The following is a 17,296-nucleotide window of genomic DNA, read 5'->3' on the forward strand; positions in this document are numbered from 1 at the left end:
AAAAACAAGTTAAATAAAATTGTTTTTTTATTAAGAGTTATTATAATAAGCAAATTTTATATTTTAACCTTAATAATCTTTTATTTTAATTCGTTTTTTCTGTGTTAATCTGCGTCTAATATTCTTTTGACTTCAAGTTGTTTATAATATGAAATCTTTATCGGTTTCTATATATATTAACTAAGCTTTTTGATTTCCTCAGGAAGAAAATTATTATTTATAAAGAAATAAAAGGAGTGAATGCTAAGTGAAGGAAAAGACAAAGTTTATATTTATCTTACTCTGTTTTGTTATCATAGGATTTTCAAATAATGTATTAGCAGCTGAATCTGATGGCAAGGATCAAAGGACAGTTGCTCAAGTGATTGCAAAGAATGAAGGTGGAAGAATTTATAATTTAGTTGCTGCTAATGATAAGATATATTACTTAAAAGGTGTCAATTATTATCCAACCCCTTTTAATTCAAGAGCAGAACTGTCTTTGATAGAGTATAATCCTATAAGTAGTCAAAAGAAGATTCTTAAGAGAATGAAATCTACTAGTGCTACTTCGATGCAAGTAGTTGGAAATAAGATTTATTATTCTCTTGTTGAACTTGACAGAGAATCAAAAAATTTGAGTAGAGACACTTTAAATGTGTTATATAGTTATGACTTAATTACGGCAAAAAATATTGAGATTTTTAGAGATAATTTTAAAGATTTCGTAGTTTTAGATACAGGAGAAGTTATTTATACTAAGAATAACAAGGAGGAATTTGGTTCTCAACTTTGGAGATATAGCAGCAAAGGTAAAGAAAAATTAAATATAAGTGATGAGTTTATTAAGGAAATTACAATTTATCAAGATAAGTTTATTGTAGTAAGCAAGAATGAAACAGGTTCTTGGAATATCAATTATTTAAATTTAGCTAAGGATAAAGTTGCTTTAAAGCCTATTATTGATACATCTTATACAGAAAAGTTTATAAAGATAGTAGACAATAGTATTTATTTTTCGGCTGATTATGATGGGAATTATTCAGGTTATAGTTATAATTTAATAACTAAAGAATTATCTCAATTGTCTAAAAATCATCCTAGTATTGAAGGGATACCATATCAGGATAAATATTATTTTGTTAGTTTGAATCGGCAAGGACAAACTCTTTATAAAGAAAAGTTAGATATGATGCCTATCACTATAGCAATAGAAAAAAAGAGGCTTACTTCAGAGAATACAGCAGATGATTATAAGGTTAAAAACAGAAAAGATCAATTAGGATTATTTAAACCTTTGATTAAGTTTCCGATTTTTATAGGTGGGAATATTTTTACTGGAAATTACTATGTGATTAAATATTTGGGTGACTTCTCTGTTAATTTTGAAAGCAAATTATCTAATTCTTTATATCTGGGAATTAGTAGTTTTGAGGATGAAGATGATGATAAGATAACTACAGAGGTATCATTGAATTCTCCACTTTATTTATCAAAATTAAGTGGGCTTTCAGTAGTAAAATTAGGCTATAGTACAGATTTTAATGAAAAATTTAATCCGAATTTAGCTGCTTCTTTTTCTTATCCAAGGCAGGATATAGTAGTGTCTGAGGAGGTTAATTTAAAAGAAGAGAGTAGTACTAATACAAAACTTCTTTATCGATATATTTTTGATAATAGCAGTATAGTTCTTCAATCTAAGAGATATTATAATTTTGAAAATGAAGAAGGAAGCCGTACCTTTAGCTCAGCAGAAGCGGATAATGGATATCAACTAAATTTAGATTACATACATAAGTTAAAGGAAGTTAGAAATAATTTATGGAGTCCTAATTATTTTCTTAAAGATATCTATGGTAGTATTTTTATGGATTATTCTAAGGATTTGAATGAGGGAAATTATGATTTTTCTGGAGGATATGAATTGTTATTTGAGTTTAAGTTTGCTAAGTATATTCCTGTAGTTCCTAGGTTAGGTATCACAAGCAATGGTGAAGATTTTAAAGGTTATTTCGGAATTCAAGGAGATTTTTAGCATAAATAAAGTAAATGCCTTAGTAAGATCATAATCTGTGCTTGGGGACGATTAATTAACCCTAAAATTGCATATTTTAAAGTTCTCATTTATTTAGCCTCCTAATATATTCAAGCATTCTTACCTATTATATCATCAACTATAAAAATCAAAAGTACAAACATGTCAATATTGACATGTTTGTACTTAGGTGATATATTATAAATATTAAGATAATAATAGTCAGAAAATTATGAAGAAGAAAGGAGAAAAGAAAGAATAATAATCATAAACATAATTGGGAGGTTTTTTAATGAAAATTAATTTAAGACAAGGTGTTTTAGTGTATCTACTAGCTTTAATGGTAATAGGTTTACTTGGAGGGTGTAAGAATGCTGAATATGATGAACTGATGACTACTGTGGAATATTATTCAGAAACCACAGGGCAGACCAGAAAAGCTAATGTTATTTTGCCCGCGGGATATGATGAAAGCAAGGAATATCCTGTATTATATCTGCTTCATGGACTTGGGGGTGATTGTAATGAATGGCTTGCTGCCGACCCACTATATATTATAGGAAATCTAATTGAAACTGGTCAAGCTGAAGAGATGATTGTGGTAATGCCCAATGTAAGAGCACGAAAGGATGATTCTCCAAATCCACCTGATGTATTTACTTTAGAACATTACAAGGCATTTGATAATTTTATAAATGATTTAAGCAATGACTTAATGCCATATATTGAAGCCAACTATTCAATCAAGAAAGGTCGTAAGAATACAGCTATTGCAGGTCTTTCTATGGGAGGTAGAGAATCCTTATATATTGGCTTTACATTACCAGAAAAGTTTGGATATATTGGAGCCTTTAGTCCTGCTTATGGTATCTTGCCATATACTAATTTTGGTATTACAGAAGAAGGGTTATTTACAGAAGAGACCTTTAAGCTTCCAGAGAAATATAGTAATAATACTTATGTAATGATTGTAACAGGTAAGTCAGATACTTTAGTCAAGGATGAACCTTTTAGATACCATCAAGCTTTGGAAGACAATTGTGTTGAACATGTATATTATGAAAGAGCAGGTGGACATGATTTTACAGTTTGGAGACCTGCATTAGATAATTTTGTTAAGAATATCTTTCATGACTAATCTTAGTTAATGGAGGGTGATAGAATGGCAGAATTTAATTGTAAGGTGCCAGAGGGATTTGATGCTAAATATGATGATGTTAACTATGGTGAGATGAGCTCAATAGAATATGAGTCTAGTTCACTAAAGGCTCCTAGAAAGGCGGTAGTAATTCTACCAGCAGGTTATGATACAAGCAAGGAGTATCCAGTCTTATATCTATTTCATGGACTTGGTGGAGATGAACAAGAATGGTTTATCGGTAATCCACAATATATAGTTGCTAACCTAATCGATTCTAAAGAAGCTGAAGAGATGATAGTTGTATTGCCTAATATCAGAGCTAGAGAGGATAGTTCTATTCCAGCAGAAGAAGAGATGTATACTTTAGAACATTACAAGGCTTTTGATAACTTTATTAATATATTAAAAGATGATTTGATGCCATATATTGAAGCCAACTATTCAATCAAGGAAGGTCGTAAGAATACTGCTATTGCAGGTCTTTCTATGGGAGGTAGAGAGTCCTTATATATTGGCTTTACATTACCAGAAAAGTTTGGCTATATAGGTGCCTTTACTCCTGCCCCGGGAGTATTAGGGTATACTAATTTTAATGTAAGTGAAAAAGGGTTATTTACCGAGGAAAACTTTGTTGTATCAGATGAATATGAAATCTTAATTATGATAGTTAAAGGCAAATCAGATACTTTGGTTAAAGGAGTACCAGAGAAATATCATAAAGTCCTTGAAACAAATGGTGTTGACCATATTTATTATGAAACAGCTGGTGGACATGATTTTAAAGTTTGGGATAATGCCTTATATAATTTTGCCAAAGAATTATTTCATTAATGAGAGGGGCGAGTAGATGAAGGCTATCTTTGAATCATTTAATAATCCTGAGAAGGAATTTGTTGATTTTGATGCAATGGGTAAGTTAGCAACCTGTGATAATTTAGTCCAAAAAAGTGCTGAAATTGTTGAAGGTGTTAATAATATTTGGTATGAATATATCCCTAAATCCTATGATGGAACTAAAAGTGTCCCCTTAGTAGTTCAGGTTCATGGTGGTGGACATGATGGAAAACGATGGGTTGATTATACAATCTGGCATAAGTTAGCTGAACAGCTAGGCTTTATAGTAATTTATCCTAATTCCATAGAATATCAGATGTGGACATGTACAGATACTGATATAGAATATCTCTATGATTTAATCAAGTTAATTCAATCAAGATACAACATCGATAAAAACAGAATCTATATGCAGGGTATGTCAAATGGTGATATGATGACTCTTGCCTTTTCAATGAAACATCCAGAAATGCTGGCTGCAGCAGGATTTTTAACAGGACCAGCTCCTGAAGAAGCAATAGATGGTGAAAGACCTGTTGGGGCATTACCATTGATTCAGTTTAGAGGAGAAAAGGATGTTAATTGGAACCTTAATCCAGATACAGAAGATGTATATTCAGTAAGATATGAAATGAATGATCTTAATAGAGAAATATGGCTTGAGGCAAATGGCATTACAGGTTTACCAGCTCTTTCTATTGTTGGCAGACAGAATTTCCTAAGATTTAAGGGAAGCAATGCTCCAATTATAAATTGGGAGATAAAGGATATGGGACATAGAGAACCAGCCGAGAGTGCACAGATAATCTGGGATTACTTGTACTCAGGATGTAGTAGATTGGAAGATGGTTCTCTTAAACTTGAAAATCCTATCAAAAATATTGAAGGCGATAATGATCTTGTTGTCTTATCTGCTGGTGGAGATAAGATATATAAAAAGGATAAAGTAGTTTCTATTGGCTCCCTTTCTGAAGGTTGTGCAAAGATATTCCACCCTTCTGATCCTGACACGTTCTTTGATAAACCATTAAATGAAATGTATCAAACACCAGACTTATTTGCTCCAGCTGAATTCTTTAACGCAGCCTTTGGTGCAGAGGTTGAATATATTGATTCAGGAGATCAGGTAGTAATAACCTTTAATAATGGGATGAAGGTTGAAATGTTCTCTAAAAGTCCCCTTATCATAGTTGATGGGGAATATAGAGCATTGAAAAAACCATCTGTTTTATTATGTGGTGCCTTTTATGTTCCTGTTGGTATCTTCTGTGAAGAAATACTTAATAAGCATGTAAGCATGGCTGATGATACAATGTGTATTTCAGGGCATTTTGCTCAAATTGGTAGATATACAGCTAGAATCATTAAAAATTACATTAAATAGATCATTAATTGAAAGGAATGTCTATATGAAAGAAGTATTAATAATTAATGTTGAAATTACAGCTATAGATGAAATACATGGAAGCAAGGGCGAAGTAGCAATGATTCATTTTGGTGGATATGCTGACTGTGAGCTTTTTAAAGGAAAGATTATGCCAGGGGCTGTAGATACTCAAAAAGAATTGTATGGAGAAGATAGAATATTATCAGCTCGATATATGCTTCAGGGGACTGATTGTGCAGGAGAAGAATGTAGATTGTTTATAGAGAATAATAGTATTGGTGTGGATAGCAATGGTGAAATGATAACTAAGCCAGAGATAATAACTGATAGTCAAGAGCTGGCTTGGCTTGAAAGAGCCGATTTAAGAGGTAGCATTAGAGCGATTCCAAAGGGGATTATGATTATTATAAGGAAAAATTAACCAATTTAGTTCCTTTAAAATAATTTATTCTAAGATATTGACAGTTCCCTAAAAATTTGATAAAATTTTTAATATTCATCGGAGGAAGCTTGCTCCATAGGGGAGACCCTAAGAAGTAAGTTTGCCGGATAAGATGGTATGTCGAGAGATATACTATTTTATCCGGCTTATTTTTTTTTAAGAAAGGAAAATATTTATGACAAAGATATCTAATTTAACAGAAGGTGAAATTTTATCCCCGTTATTAAAGTTTGCAATGCCTGTACTTCTTGCTATGTTGTTGCAAGTAATATATGGTGCTGTTGACCTTATAATTGTCGGACAATTTGGTGCAGCTACAGATGTTTCGGCAGTTGCAACGGGAAGTCAAGTGATGATGACTATTACTTCTATTATTAACGGCTTTGCAATGGGTGTTACAATACTAATAGGACAAAAGATTGGTCAAGGGAGGTTTAAAGAAGCAGGCAATGTAGTAGGTAGTGGTATCTGTATCTTCTCTGTACTTGCAGCTATCATTACTGCTGTTATGCTTATTTTTGCTGTGCCAATCTCAAGACTAATGCACGCACCTGTAGAGGCATTTGACGATACGGTGTTATATGTGTATATTTGTTCGGCAGGTACTATTTTTATTATTGCTTATAATGTAATCTGTGGTATTTTTAGAGGGATTGGAGATTCTAAAACCCCACTTATAACAGTAGCAATTGCCAGTGTGGCTAATATCGCCGGTGATGTTTTTTTAGTTGCAGGATTTGATATGAGTGTTGCAGGGGTAGCAATTGCAACTATATCTGCCCAAGCAATTAGTGTAATACTTTCTATCGTCATTATTAAGAAGCGTGGATTGCCCTTTGAATTTTCAAAGAGTAGTATTCGCTTTCATAAGGGGATTACTTCCCAAATTCTAAAATATGGTGCTCCAATTGCCCTACAAGACGGACTTGTAAACTTATCCTTCTTGGCTATTACCACCATTATAAATTCACTGGGTATTATTGCTTCGGCAGGAGTTGGTGTTGCAGAAAAGTTAGCTGGACTTATTATGCTTGTGCCATCGGCTTTTGCGCAGTCAGTTTCTGCTTTTGTGGCTCAAAACTATGGTGCCAACAAATATACTCGAGCCAAAAAGACTTTGGCTTATGGTATTAGTGTTTCTTTATGCTTTGGTGTTGTGATGGCATACTTTACTTTTTTTCATGGAAACCTTATTTCTGGAATCTTCTCAAAGGATATTGCAGTTATAAATGCTTCTTGGGATTATATGAAAGCCTATGCTATCGACGTTTTAATGACTTCCTTCATGTTTAGTATGACTGGATTTTTTAATGGATGTGGTAAAACAACCTTTGTTATGTTTCAAGGAATTTTTGGTGCCTTTTGTATTAGAATTCCGTTATCTTATATCATCAGCAAAGCAGCTCCAGCCTCATTATTTTATATAGGTCTTGCAACTCCCTCTTCCACTTTTGTGCAGGTAATATTCTGTCTAGTTTATTTTATAATTGTTTCAAAAGAATTTAAGAAAGAAAAGTATACAAAAAGTGGCGTTTATATTTAATAAATGAATTTATGCTAATACCTTCGATAGCAAGAAGAGTAGACTTCTCTTTAAATATCCAACTGGATATTGTCTAAATCCTTTATTATAGAGTTGATTCTATTAATAAGTGGATTTTGTAGGGAAAATATTTACCTAACAATTAAAACATGGACTAAATTTAAGAGCTTAGATGGCAGGTTAACTTTTGACTAGACAGATTACTTATCAACAGACTTGGTTTTAGAGTACTCTAACGGTGTTATACCGCAGGTTTTCTTGAAGTATCGAGAGAAGTGAGACAGGTTATTAAAGCCTGATAAAGTGGCGGCCTGATTTACAGGAAGACCATCTACCTTTAATAAGTATTTCGCCTTGGTAATCCTGGCTTCTAAAAGCTCAGACTTAGGTGAGCGTGAAAAGAAATGTTGATAATATTTATAAAACTGACTGGTTCCTAGGTTTGTGAGAGAAGACATAGACTCTGCGGTCCAGTCTTTTTCTATGTTGGTGAGTATTTCAACTCTAGCCTTGTGAAATTGCTCAAAAAGATTAAAGTTTTTGTTCAAACCATAAGAGCTAGATTGTAGCTGCCTTGAAAATTCAATAAAAAGTTGCTTTATAAGGCAATCTGCTTTTTCTATATAGTGTATGTTTTTCACGCAAAATTCTACATATATCTGTTTGAAAATATCATTGATAGGTTCAGTATTGGAAGGATAAACAATCTGGTTTACAGGGATATTATATTTTTCTATAAAGTCATCATCGTCTGCAGAAAAGTGTAAAAAGCTGTTTTTGAACTTTTTGACAGCTCTGTATTCCTGTGGAGCTCCCTTTGGAAACAGAATAAAAGCATTCTCTTTTGATAAAATAGTATTATTTTCAATTTTTATTTTCATTGGTGTAATAAAGAATAGAAAAAGGTAGTCGCCACTACCTAAAGGCCTGTAAATTTGGTCATAATCAGGATTTGAATGATTATAGTCACAATAATTTATCTTTAGCATTGATAGTCCTCTCTTTCCCATAGTGTGATGGAAACTTGTTTTTTTATTATACAACAATCGGAAAAAAAATCAAATAAAACGGAAGAAAAGATATGGTTAATGATTCTGTATTTGGTATAATAATGATATGAAACTTTATTTTATACATTGAATTTAGGATTGCTAGCAAGCAGCAGATATTTCAAATAATTTAACTAAATTTATAAAAAATGAAAAGAGGGAAAAGAATATGAAACCTGGATTTGAATTAAACAAGCATAACAGAGATTTAAAGCCATGTTTTGAGTCCCATAATCCATAGAACTTATACCAGAAAAAACATATCTATTTACTGCCTATGATTATGAAAATTCTGAAGAATTTACTGTACTTAGTGGGATAACAGTTGATGGTGAAGTTGTTTGGTCAAAAAATAAAGTATCGGAAAGGGTGTTCTAGTATTATGAAAAATAAAATATATGTAAATACAAAAAAAGAGATGTTTCCCGTAGCCGAGGATCTTTATGGTTTATTCTTTGAAGATATTAATAGAGCCGGTGATGGTGGTCTTTATCCAGAAATGATAAGAAATAGATCTTTTGAGGACTCTCTGGTGCCGGCAGGATGTACAACTGATGAAAAGCAGCTGATATATATAAATAGGGGTGGGTGGTCCGGTGGATTTAATCATGGAGAGGGCATGGATGATTGGGCAGCAGCTGTTCCCTTTACAAGTATACCAGGTTGGTATAGTGAGAATGCTGTTATAAATCTTGATAAAAGTGATACCCTTAATGATAATAGAGAGTGTTCGATGAAAGTTGAATTTGAAGCAGGCGGCAAGATTTGGAATATTGGTTATTCAGGAGTTCCTGTAAAAAGTGGAGCAGAATATAATTTATATCTTTTTTATAAAGCTAATAAGGTTTGTAATTTGACAGTTTCTCTTGAAAGCGAGCAGGGAGTGGTACACGGAAGTGATACAAAAGAAATTCTTCCCGATGGAAGCTGGCAGAGACTGGACTACAAATTGAAAGCAAATGCAGATGATTTTAAGGGTAGAGTAGTTTTTAAGGTTGATGAACCTTGTGAAATTAATTTTGGTTTTACATCACTTATGCCAGAGGATACATACATGGGTCATGGGCTTAGAAAAGATCTCGTTGAAATGTTAAAAAACCTTCATCCTAAATTTATGCGTTTTCCTGGGGGATGTGTGGTAGAAGGTCTTTCAAAAGAAACAGCGATGAGATTTTCGGATACAATTGGACCAGTCTGGCAAAGACCTAGTCACCAGCTTATGTGGCATTATAGAACCACAAATGGATTGGGCTTTCATGAATATTTGCAACTATGCGAGGATTTAAACATGGAGCCAATGTATGTTTGTAACTGTGGTATGAGCTGTCAGGCTAGAAATGGTGAAGTCTTTGACATGGAAGAAACGAATAATCTTGTGCAGGATGCCCTCAATGCTTTGGAATATGCTCTTGGAGCAGTGGATACAGAATTTGGGGCTATGCGTGCAGCAGCAGGACATCCAGAACCCTTTGCCATGAAGTATGTTGAAATAGGAAATGAAAATTTTGGTCCTGAATATAATAAGAGATATGAAATCTTTTACAAAGCCTTAAAGGAAGCCTATCCAGATATCATATATATTTCAAATTCCCATACAGAGCAGGAGAATCTTCCTACAGAGTATGTTGATGAGCATTACTATAATGGTCCTGAATATTTTCTTGAGAATGATACTAAATTTGACGACTATGATAGAGAAGGACCAAAAATCTTTATTGGTGAATATGCTGTTAATGGCGGAAATACAATAGCATCTATGGAATGTGCTCTTGCTGAAGCAGTATTTTTAACAGGAATTGAAAAAAATCAGGATATTGTTAAATTATCAGCCTATGCACCACTATTTCAGAATGCTGATTATACAACATGGAAACCTAATCTGATTGTTTTTGATAATCATCAGGTATATGGTATTCCAAGTTATCATGCTATTGCTATGATGGCTGAGTATAGAGGAAAAACAGTGATAGAGACAAGTGCAGATGTTGAGAGAAGACCTCCAGTGTACAAGGGAGTACCTGGGGTAATGTGTGAAAAGCCAGGTATGCAGATGAAGAATGCTAGGATAAATGGAAAAGCAGTTGATATTAGCCGGACAGTATATGGAAGCTTTGTTAAAGAAGATGATATCTATACAATGAAAAGAGGTGGCAATCAGCATTCATTTGTAGGTAAGAGCGATACCTGGAATAGAGCATTTGAGAAGTTTATAAGAGGACACCGCTGGCCGGGGCAAAGTGATGAGAGAGATTTTATGTGGGCTACATTTGGCACTGAGGACATGGAGGAGTATACCTTTGAGATAGACTTAAAGTTTGAGCAGGATAATATAGTTACATTGTCATCTTGGAATTTTCATCCTAAGACGGATGCTGGTTGTAATGAGCCTAAGGATCCTGACTGGAATCTTAGATCAGTCAGAAATCAGATCTGGAAGATTGAAGATGGAAAGGGTGTCATAGATAGAAAGCACTTCTTTGAGTTTAATAAACCTGAGCCTGAACAAACACCCCTTGATATTGACTATACCAAGTTTAATACGTATAAGATTGTAGCAAATCATTTTGGATATGAATGTTATATTAATGATGTATTGGTTCAGAAGAAGGAGCATCTGCTTCATCCGTTAATATACCAAGTAGCATCAATAGAAGATGAGAATATATATATCAAGCTAATAAATGTAGGAAATGAAGATATAGAGGTGGAAGTGAATTTGGATTGTGATATTGATTCTATTGTTGATGTAAAGACACTTTCAGCAGAACTTGATGAAGTAAATAGTATGAATCATAAGTTGAAAGTATCTCCAAAAGAAAGTCAGATTACTAAGGGAGCAAAGACATTTACTTTTAAGGCAGCAAAATATTCTATTAATGTTTTAAATGCAAAAATAGTGTTGTGACCTCAGTAAAATATGGTTTCATCTGGGATCACAACAATTAATTTGCTGTGAAGAAGATGTACTAAGTTTTAGAAATATTTCGGTCTGTATATTATATCATAGTGCTAAATTTGCTAAAGAAAGGCAGATATATAGCCAGAGATAGAGGGTAAAAGTTGGACTATAGAAAGGATTTGGAGTAGGAATTGGAGGAAAAACTTTGAGAATGGAATAGGTAGGTTTGGAGATAAGATTAAAAATTTAATATGATATAAATAGATCTGCTATTCAATGGTAGGTCTATTTACATCATATTATTAATGATTTTTTCTATTTATCACTTTTAAATAAAAGGTTTTATGTTATAATATATAATGTTATAGTTTACGAAATGAGATGTATTATCAAAAGGAGGAAGAAATATGGCAAAGGATAAGAAATATTTAATCCAAACCTACGGTTGTCCGTGTAACATAGCTAGAATGATTAAATTGAATATATAAAAACCCCTCTTACTCAACTAGAGTAGAGGGGTTTTCGTTTTTGATAGGGTCTTTTCTATATAGAAAATAATATATAGATAATTACTTAAAAAAATATTTTTAATTTATATATAAAAAAATGATACATAAATCTATATGCATATATATAAAAATGATTCATAATGTAAAAAAAACAAGTATAGTATAAAAAAAATATGTATTATGATGAATAATTTGATTTGGTAGGCGTATATATAATCAAAGGATTAATTTAGAGAAAGATATTTTTCTTAAAATTATTAATTTACATTAAAATAAATGAGGAGGAAAGAAGATGATATTGAAGTGTGATGATCATGTAAGTGATTATAATGTTAAGTTTGTAAAAAGAAATGCTGATCAAATTGGAAATGTGAAAGAATTTGAAATATTTAGGCATAGTGAAGATTCTCCATATGAAAATGAAGGTAATAGTCATTTTAATTATACTTTCATATTAAAAGATGATAAAGAGAATCAAATTTGGTTTCAGACCAACTGTGGATATGGGGGTTCTGGTCCTTTGGCTACTCAAGAAATTCTACAGATTTTAGGGTTAAAGTCAGATTATCAAGTTGACAAGAAAGAATATATAAAAGAAACCAACCTTACCCCCGAACACAAATTGAATTTCATTGTTGGAACATATCGGAAAGGAAGAACCCCTATTGATACTCATAGTTGGTCTGATATGAATGAGAGGTTTTGGGTTATGACAGATTTCAAATATGCCTATCAATTATTTGATTTTAAAAAGATATTAAAGAGCATTGGTTATTTGGATAATTTTTTTATTGAAACAGAAATTGAACTACCAGAAGAGATAGCAAAACCTAATCCAACTAAAGATGGGGGACCTCGTGATCTTTATAGGAATGAATGGAGAGGATATGCGACTAATAATGAGTTTAGGCTTAATCATCAATTTCCTGAAGTAGAAGATAATTTTTTAAAGATATTTTTTAAAAATCTTGTAGAGAAGCATGGAGGAACAATACAATTTAAAGAAGTTTAATTTTTTCTTGAAGTAGAGTTGTATAACCAAAAAGAAGGAGGATGATGGATTATAGCCAAACTATAGAAGGATTGAGTTAAGTTTTAAGGGAAAGGGCTGAATTCTTATGTAGAGAACGCTAAGAAAAAATATATTTTTGCAGGGAAAGACAATATAAAAAACAAACCTATCAGATTGATCAGAAAAGGTATAATTTATATTAAATCGCTTATAAAAGAAATTTACATATTAAAATGAAGTATCAAATAAACTGTGGAGGTGTAGTATGTTATACCAATTTGGTTTGATATGGGAGCAGGCAGTCGGATAATCACTGCCTGCCCCCACTTTAAAAATAAAAAGATAAACTATTTAGTTGAAATTATAGCATAGCTAGAATTACTAACTTAAACATATAAAAACCCCTCGGCTAGTAAAGTAGAGGGGTTGGCTTTACATTCTTCCCTTTAGTCCTTTGGCATTCTCTTCCCAGATAAACTTATGTTTGAATCCATTTACAAATTCTATCTCTAAAACCTTCTTATCATCAACTAATATTCTGTTAATAATACTTTGAATAAAGTCTTTGAGTAAATCTCTATTAGTCATACATAGTTTCTTATAATTTATATTGTTTTGCAGTATATTTTTAGCTATTAGAAATTGAGAGGCTTTTTGGATAAAGCTTAAATCGGCAGCTGGAGAGTTACTTTTAGAATTAATATCAAAAATATTGTCATTGATTTCTTCAATTTTATCCTGTAAATCTTTTTTCTTAATTAAATAATCCTTTTTACTCATAGCGTCTTCTGAGAATAGGTATAAATCTTCAAGGCGACTTAAGGCTCTTTCATACTTTTGCTTCTCTTTTTTTAGATTATCTAGTTTTAGGTTATTATCTTGATTTTCTTCCTTTTTAATTTCAAAGAAGGTTTTATTTCCTGATTGAGAGATTATATTATAAGTAGTATTTAAGCTTTCAGAGTCAATCCCCACGACCTCCTTAAAATACTTTCCTTGGGTCAATATGCTCTGTAATTCCTGCTTAGAGATACTGTTATCCATTATAAGCTCCTTAGCCTTAACTAGATTTGCAATATAGCTTAATATAAATGGTCCCAAATTAACCTCTGATATGAAGTTATTATGAGGGCATTTAGAATGCTTTACTTTGGATAAGGAGTAATTCCTACATTTATAAATACTTGGAATGTAGCCATCCTTTCTCTTTGCACCAGGACTAGCAAGAAGGGTTTGATTACAGATAGGACATTTGATAATGGCAGAGAATACATGAGTATTTTTATTTCTCTCTCTGTTAGTAAGTGAGCCTTTATAATTTTTAGTTAATCGCTGATTCACTTTTTCCCACTGTTCATTAGATATAATAGCAGGAAAGCAATCCTCTACTAATACCCATTCTTCCTTATCCTTTATTTTCTGCCTGCCTGACTCTCTATAGTTATACCTATAGGTTCCTTTATAAATAGGGTTTCTCATGATTTGAGATATGGTTTTTGTGGTCCAATGGGAGGCACCCTGTTTAGTTTTAATCCCTGAGCTCTCTAGCTGATATTTAACTTCACTAGTAGACCCATACTTCTCATATTGATTGAATATAAATTTAACCCTTGTTTTTTCATCAGCATTAATGGTTAGCTTTTGAGTGTCGGGGTCATAATCATAGCCTAATGGAGTAGGAGCACCATTCCAAAGGCCTTTTTGTGCTCTATCAATCATAATGGAGGTAACACGCTCTGAAGCTAGATTTCTCTCTAGCTCTGCAAATACTAGTATTATTTTAAGCATAGCCTCGCCCATAGCTGAGCTAGTGTCGAATTGTTCATTTTTAGATACAAAGGTTACCTTATAATTCTTTAGTTCATTATACATTTTAGCAAAGTCAATGAGATTTCTTGAAATTCTATCTATCTTCCAGACTAAGAGATGAGTAAATTCATTATTATGAATCTTAGTTATCATTTCTTGATAGCCAGGTCTATTGGTATTCTTCCCAGAATAGCCTGCATCAGAAAAAACCTCAAAATCATCTATTCCTAGGACATACTTAGAATAGTTTTCAAGCTCTTGCTGCTGAAAGGAAAGAGAGTCCTTATCAATTTGATGATGGGTAGATACTCTAGTGTAAATTGCTGCTCTTTTCAATATAATTCCTCCCTTATAACACTATTATAGGTATAATGCTAAAAAACTATAGATTGAAGTTATATTTAAGGTTAAGCCTAGAATCTAGGTTAAATAACATTGTGGTTATTTTTCAATAAATTCAAGATAACCCCATTGATTTATAACCAATAAAGTTAATTTTTTCTTTAAAGGATAAAATAAAAAATACTTTCTAACGATAAAAAGTATTGGTGTAGGATAAATTTAATATTTGTAGCTTAGTGACCATTGCCTTTTCTGAAACCATAAAGTGTTTCTTTAATTTCTTCACATCACCATTAAATAGAGGGTACTTTCTTTTAAGCTCTAGCCTTGGTATTAATAGCTCGCTGGCACATGTATCTGCACATTTTTCGTAAATGGGCTTATCATTACCAGGATGAGTATGAAAGAAGGTTCCCTCATGCTTTAATAAGCAGTGAGAAATCTCATGAGCTATATTAAAGCGGAGTTGTCCAAGTTCTTGATTTTTATTAGCAATTATCAGATTATACTTATTACCCTTATATAGTATAGCTCCATCACCTTGAAAACTTGCATAAGTTATCTTAGTATCTAAAAGCTTAGCTACTTCTTCCAAATTCAAGGGTAAGCTAAGTCTATGCTCTGCTAAAAACCTTCTTGCTTCAATTTCAGCATGTTTTATTCTTCTCATATAAAAAGCCCCTTTCCCGATTAATATAAAGGTTGAAAAAGAGGGGGAAGAGGTTTTACCCTTATTTGTCTTCCTCCTCTGCAAATGCTTTAATTATTTTAATGGCTTTAGCCAAATCACTATCGGTCAAGCCTCTACTTTCTCTAAGTAATACTTGTCTTTGATTATCATTAGCTATTTCTAATAAAAATTCTAGCTCCTCTTCATTAAGTAATTCAAGAGTTCCCTTTGGTGCGATTTTTTCTAGTTTAGCCATTTCATTTTTCTTATTAGTACGACCAAGTAAATAATCTACAGATACTTCAAAGTAATCTGCAATATTATTAAGCATATCTGTATCAGGATTTCTTTTTCCCTGCTCATATTGGGTGATAGTAGGTCTAGAAACTCCTAATACCTCTGCTAATTCTTTTTGATATATTCCTTTTTGAGTTCTTAATTCCTTAAGGCGTTTAGAGAACATAGCATACTCTCCTTTCTGATAATAATATAATATCATAAAATGTTACTTTAAGAAACATTAAGTAACAAAATGTATTAATTAATTAAATAAAAGGATAAAAAAGCCTTGACAAGTAACTAAAAGTAACTTATAATTATAGATAAGAGTAACAAATAGTAACTTAAGGAGGTGAAAATAATGTGTGATAGCTTAAAGGATTTGAGACTATCCAAGAACCTGACTCAAAAGGATATAGCTGAGAATATAGGTATATCAAGGTCAGCCTATACCTTAATTGAGAATGGGGATAGGAATCCTTCATTAAAGGTTATTAGAAGCTTGGTACAACTGCTAGGAACAAAGGTAACAGAGATATTTTTTTAACTTTAAAGTTACATATCGTTACCTCGATAATGTTTTTTAACCTTAATATTAATTTATAGTTCCCAATTGTAACTTGAATATGTATTGAAAAAAGGTAATGGGGGTGTAAGTATGTCGCAAGGAGCTGAGAAGCTAAGCTACTTAGATACTGTAGATAATAAAGGGAATACAATACCATCAAAAAAAGCTGAGTATTTAAGACAAATATTAAAGAATGAATACGGAATAGCTACTGAAGAGGAGCTAGAGCAGGAGTTAAAGCTTCTTCAACAAAGATGGTTGAGCTTAGCAATTTAATGGGGAGGTGGATAATTTGATATTACTCTATAGTACCTCAGATTTATATAAAAATCAAAAAGGAGTGTATCTTCAGGTAGGAGCAGATATTAATAGGAGATTTAAGGATAGGGAGAATCAAGGTATAAAGAAATTAAATCAACAGGAGATTCAAGAGAATGAATATAAAGCCTATGTAAATAAAAGGTGTGATAACAAGTTTTAGGGCAACTTGATTATCACACCAAAATAAAGATTTTATTAATTCAATTACGAATATTATATCACAGCAATGGAGGTTTTATCAATGAAATATGCACAAGCACTAGAAAATAAGCTTAATTATAATTTTGAGATAGATAAAAAGGTGAACCTAGTTCAAAGGATAGATGCTTTAAATCAGAAGCTGGATTATGAAATAGTTAAAATAAAAGGAGCAAGGATGATGCCAGTAGCTAGATTAGAAGGAATGATGAGGTTAAAGGATATGCTCAAGATATTGGGTCAAATTGTAGACCAGGATAGATATCATATCAACTTTAT

General features: G+C 32.3%; 16 protein-coding genes. 12 read left to right on the plus strand and 4 right to left on the minus strand.

Going from position 1 to position 17,296, the window contains the following annotated elements; genetic code table 11:
- Window positions 1–247: 247 nt before the first annotated feature.
- The 6 genes from BX659_RS08835 (at window position 248) to BX659_RS08860 (ending at window position 7,361) form a co-directional block, all read left to right on the plus strand.
- Entirely contained in the window at window positions 248–2,014 is a 1,767-nt protein-coding gene (locus BX659_RS08835; protein ID WP_097018959.1) for a hypothetical protein, read from the plus strand.
- A gap of 292 nt (window positions 2,015–2,306) precedes the next feature.
- On the plus strand, window positions 2,307–3,152 hold the full coding sequence (locus BX659_RS08840; RefSeq protein WP_097018960.1) for an alpha/beta hydrolase: 846 nt from the start codon (window positions 2,307–2,309) through the stop codon (window positions 3,150–3,152).
- Between the two features lie 24 nt (window positions 3,153–3,176).
- A complete protein-coding gene (locus tag BX659_RS08845) occupies window positions 3,177–3,986 on the plus strand; it encodes an alpha/beta hydrolase (RefSeq protein WP_172431964.1) in 810 nt (269 codons plus the stop codon).
- 16 nt (window positions 3,987–4,002) lie between these two features.
- On the plus strand, window positions 4,003–5,373 hold the full coding sequence (locus BX659_RS08850) for a PHB depolymerase family esterase (RefSeq protein WP_097018962.1): 1,371 nt from the start codon (window positions 4,003–4,005) through the stop codon (window positions 5,371–5,373).
- Between the two features lie 25 nt (window positions 5,374–5,398).
- On the plus strand, window positions 5,399–5,797 hold the full coding sequence (locus BX659_RS08855; RefSeq protein ID WP_097018963.1) for a hypothetical protein: 399 nt from the start codon (window positions 5,399–5,401) through the stop codon (window positions 5,795–5,797).
- A gap of 196 nt (window positions 5,798–5,993) precedes the next feature.
- Window positions 5,994–7,361, plus strand: coding sequence for an MATE family efflux transporter (locus BX659_RS08860; RefSeq protein ID WP_097018964.1), 1,368 nt, complete (start codon window positions 5,994–5,996; stop codon window positions 7,359–7,361).
- A 200-nt stretch (window positions 7,362–7,561) separates the two neighbouring features.
- On the opposite strand, the gene BX659_RS08865 is transcribed toward BX659_RS08860, so the two are convergent.
- Window positions 7,562–8,350, minus strand: a complete 789-nt coding sequence (locus BX659_RS08865; protein ID WP_097018965.1) for an AraC family transcriptional regulator — start codon at window positions 8,348–8,350, stop codon at window positions 7,562–7,564.
- 442 nt (window positions 8,351–8,792) lie between these two features.
- Here BX659_RS08865 and BX659_RS08870 point away from each other — a divergent pair, with 442 nt between their 5' ends.
- Both BX659_RS08870 and BX659_RS08875 read left to right on the plus strand, forming a co-directional pair.
- On the plus strand, window positions 8,793–11,315 hold the full coding sequence (locus BX659_RS08870) for an alpha-L-arabinofuranosidase C-terminal domain-containing protein (protein ID WP_172431965.1): 2,523 nt from the start codon (window positions 8,793–8,795) through the stop codon (window positions 11,313–11,315).
- A gap of 795 nt (window positions 11,316–12,110) precedes the next feature.
- Window positions 12,111–12,830, plus strand: coding sequence for a hypothetical protein (locus BX659_RS08875; protein ID WP_097018967.1), 720 nt, complete (start codon window positions 12,111–12,113; stop codon window positions 12,828–12,830).
- A gap of 432 nt (window positions 12,831–13,262) precedes the next feature.
- Here the strand turns inward: BX659_RS08875 and BX659_RS08880 are convergent, their stop codons facing one another.
- From BX659_RS08880 to BX659_RS08890, 3 genes are all read right to left on the minus strand, one after another.
- Window positions 13,263–14,975, minus strand: a complete 1,713-nt coding sequence (locus tag BX659_RS08880) for a recombinase family protein (protein WP_106231815.1) — start codon at window positions 14,973–14,975, stop codon at window positions 13,263–13,265.
- A 193-nt stretch (window positions 14,976–15,168) separates the two neighbouring features.
- Entirely contained in the window at window positions 15,169–15,651 is a 483-nt protein-coding gene (locus BX659_RS08885) for an ImmA/IrrE family metallo-endopeptidase (protein WP_097019694.1), read from the minus strand.
- A 61-nt stretch (window positions 15,652–15,712) separates the two neighbouring features.
- Window positions 15,713–16,114, minus strand: coding sequence for a helix-turn-helix domain-containing protein (locus BX659_RS08890; RefSeq protein ID WP_172432022.1), 402 nt, complete (start codon window positions 16,112–16,114; stop codon window positions 15,713–15,715).
- Window positions 16,115–16,291: 177 nt separating this feature from the next.
- Here BX659_RS08890 and BX659_RS08895 point away from each other — a divergent pair, with 177 nt between their 5' ends.
- From BX659_RS08895 to BX659_RS08910, 4 genes are all read left to right on the plus strand, one after another.
- Window positions 16,292–16,477, plus strand: coding sequence for a helix-turn-helix transcriptional regulator (locus tag BX659_RS08895; protein WP_097019696.1), 186 nt, complete (start codon window positions 16,292–16,294; stop codon window positions 16,475–16,477).
- Between the two features lie 111 nt (window positions 16,478–16,588).
- On the plus strand, window positions 16,589–16,774 hold the full coding sequence (locus BX659_RS08900; protein ID WP_097019697.1) for a hypothetical protein: 186 nt from the start codon (window positions 16,589–16,591) through the stop codon (window positions 16,772–16,774).
- A gap of 16 nt (window positions 16,775–16,790) precedes the next feature.
- Window positions 16,791–16,979: a hypothetical protein gene (locus tag BX659_RS08905; protein WP_097019698.1), complete on the plus strand. Its 189-nt coding sequence runs from the start codon at window positions 16,791–16,793 to the stop codon at window positions 16,977–16,979.
- An 81-nt stretch (window positions 16,980–17,060) separates the two neighbouring features.
- A partial coding sequence (locus BX659_RS08910) for a hypothetical protein (RefSeq protein WP_146129055.1) occupies window positions 17,061–17,296 on the plus strand: 236 nt, incomplete at its 3' end.

The sequence above is a fragment of the Orenia metallireducens genome (genome assembly GCF_003001995.1).
In the GTDB taxonomy this organism is placed as follows: Bacteria; Bacillota; Halanaerobiia; order Halobacteroidales; family Halobacteroidaceae; genus Orenia; species Orenia metallireducens_B.

What these genes read in the sequence shown, in the direction of transcription:
- BX659_RS08840 (WP_097018960.1), top strand. Translation starts at nt 2,307, where the DNA reads ATGAAAATTAATTTAAGACAAGGTGTTTTAGTGTATCTACTAGCTTTA.
- BX659_RS08845 (WP_172431964.1), top strand. Translation starts at nt 3,177, where the DNA reads ATGGCAGAATTTAATTGTAAGGTGCCAGAGGGATTTGATGCTAAATAT.
- BX659_RS08850 (WP_097018962.1), top strand. Translation starts at nt 4,003, where the DNA reads ATGAAGGCTATCTTTGAATCATTTAATAATCCTGAGAAGGAATTTGTT.
- BX659_RS08855 (WP_097018963.1), top strand. Translation starts at nt 5,399, where the DNA reads ATGAAAGAAGTATTAATAATTAATGTTGAAATTACAGCTATAGATGAA.
- BX659_RS08860 (WP_097018964.1), top strand. Translation starts at nt 5,994, where the DNA reads ATGACAAAGATATCTAATTTAACAGAAGGTGAAATTTTATCCCCGTTA.
- BX659_RS08865 (WP_097018965.1), bottom strand. Translation starts at nt 8,350, where the DNA reads ATGCTAAAGATAAATTATTGTGACTATAATCATTCAAATCCTGATTAT.
- BX659_RS08870 (WP_172431965.1), top strand. Translation starts at nt 8,793, where the DNA reads ATGAAAAATAAAATATATGTAAATACAAAAAAAGAGATGTTTCCCGTA.
- BX659_RS08875 (WP_097018967.1), top strand. Translation starts at nt 12,111, where the DNA reads ATGATATTGAAGTGTGATGATCATGTAAGTGATTATAATGTTAAGTTT.
- BX659_RS08885 (WP_097019694.1), bottom strand. Translation starts at nt 15,651, where the DNA reads ATGAGAAGAATAAAACATGCTGAAATTGAAGCAAGAAGGTTTTTAGCA.
- BX659_RS08890 (WP_172432022.1), bottom strand. Translation starts at nt 16,114, where the DNA reads ATGTTCTCTAAACGCCTTAAGGAATTAAGAACTCAAAAAGGAATATAT.
- BX659_RS08895 (WP_097019696.1), top strand. Translation starts at nt 16,292, where the DNA reads ATGTGTGATAGCTTAAAGGATTTGAGACTATCCAAGAACCTGACTCAA.
- BX659_RS08900 (WP_097019697.1), top strand. Translation starts at nt 16,589, where the DNA reads ATGTCGCAAGGAGCTGAGAAGCTAAGCTACTTAGATACTGTAGATAAT.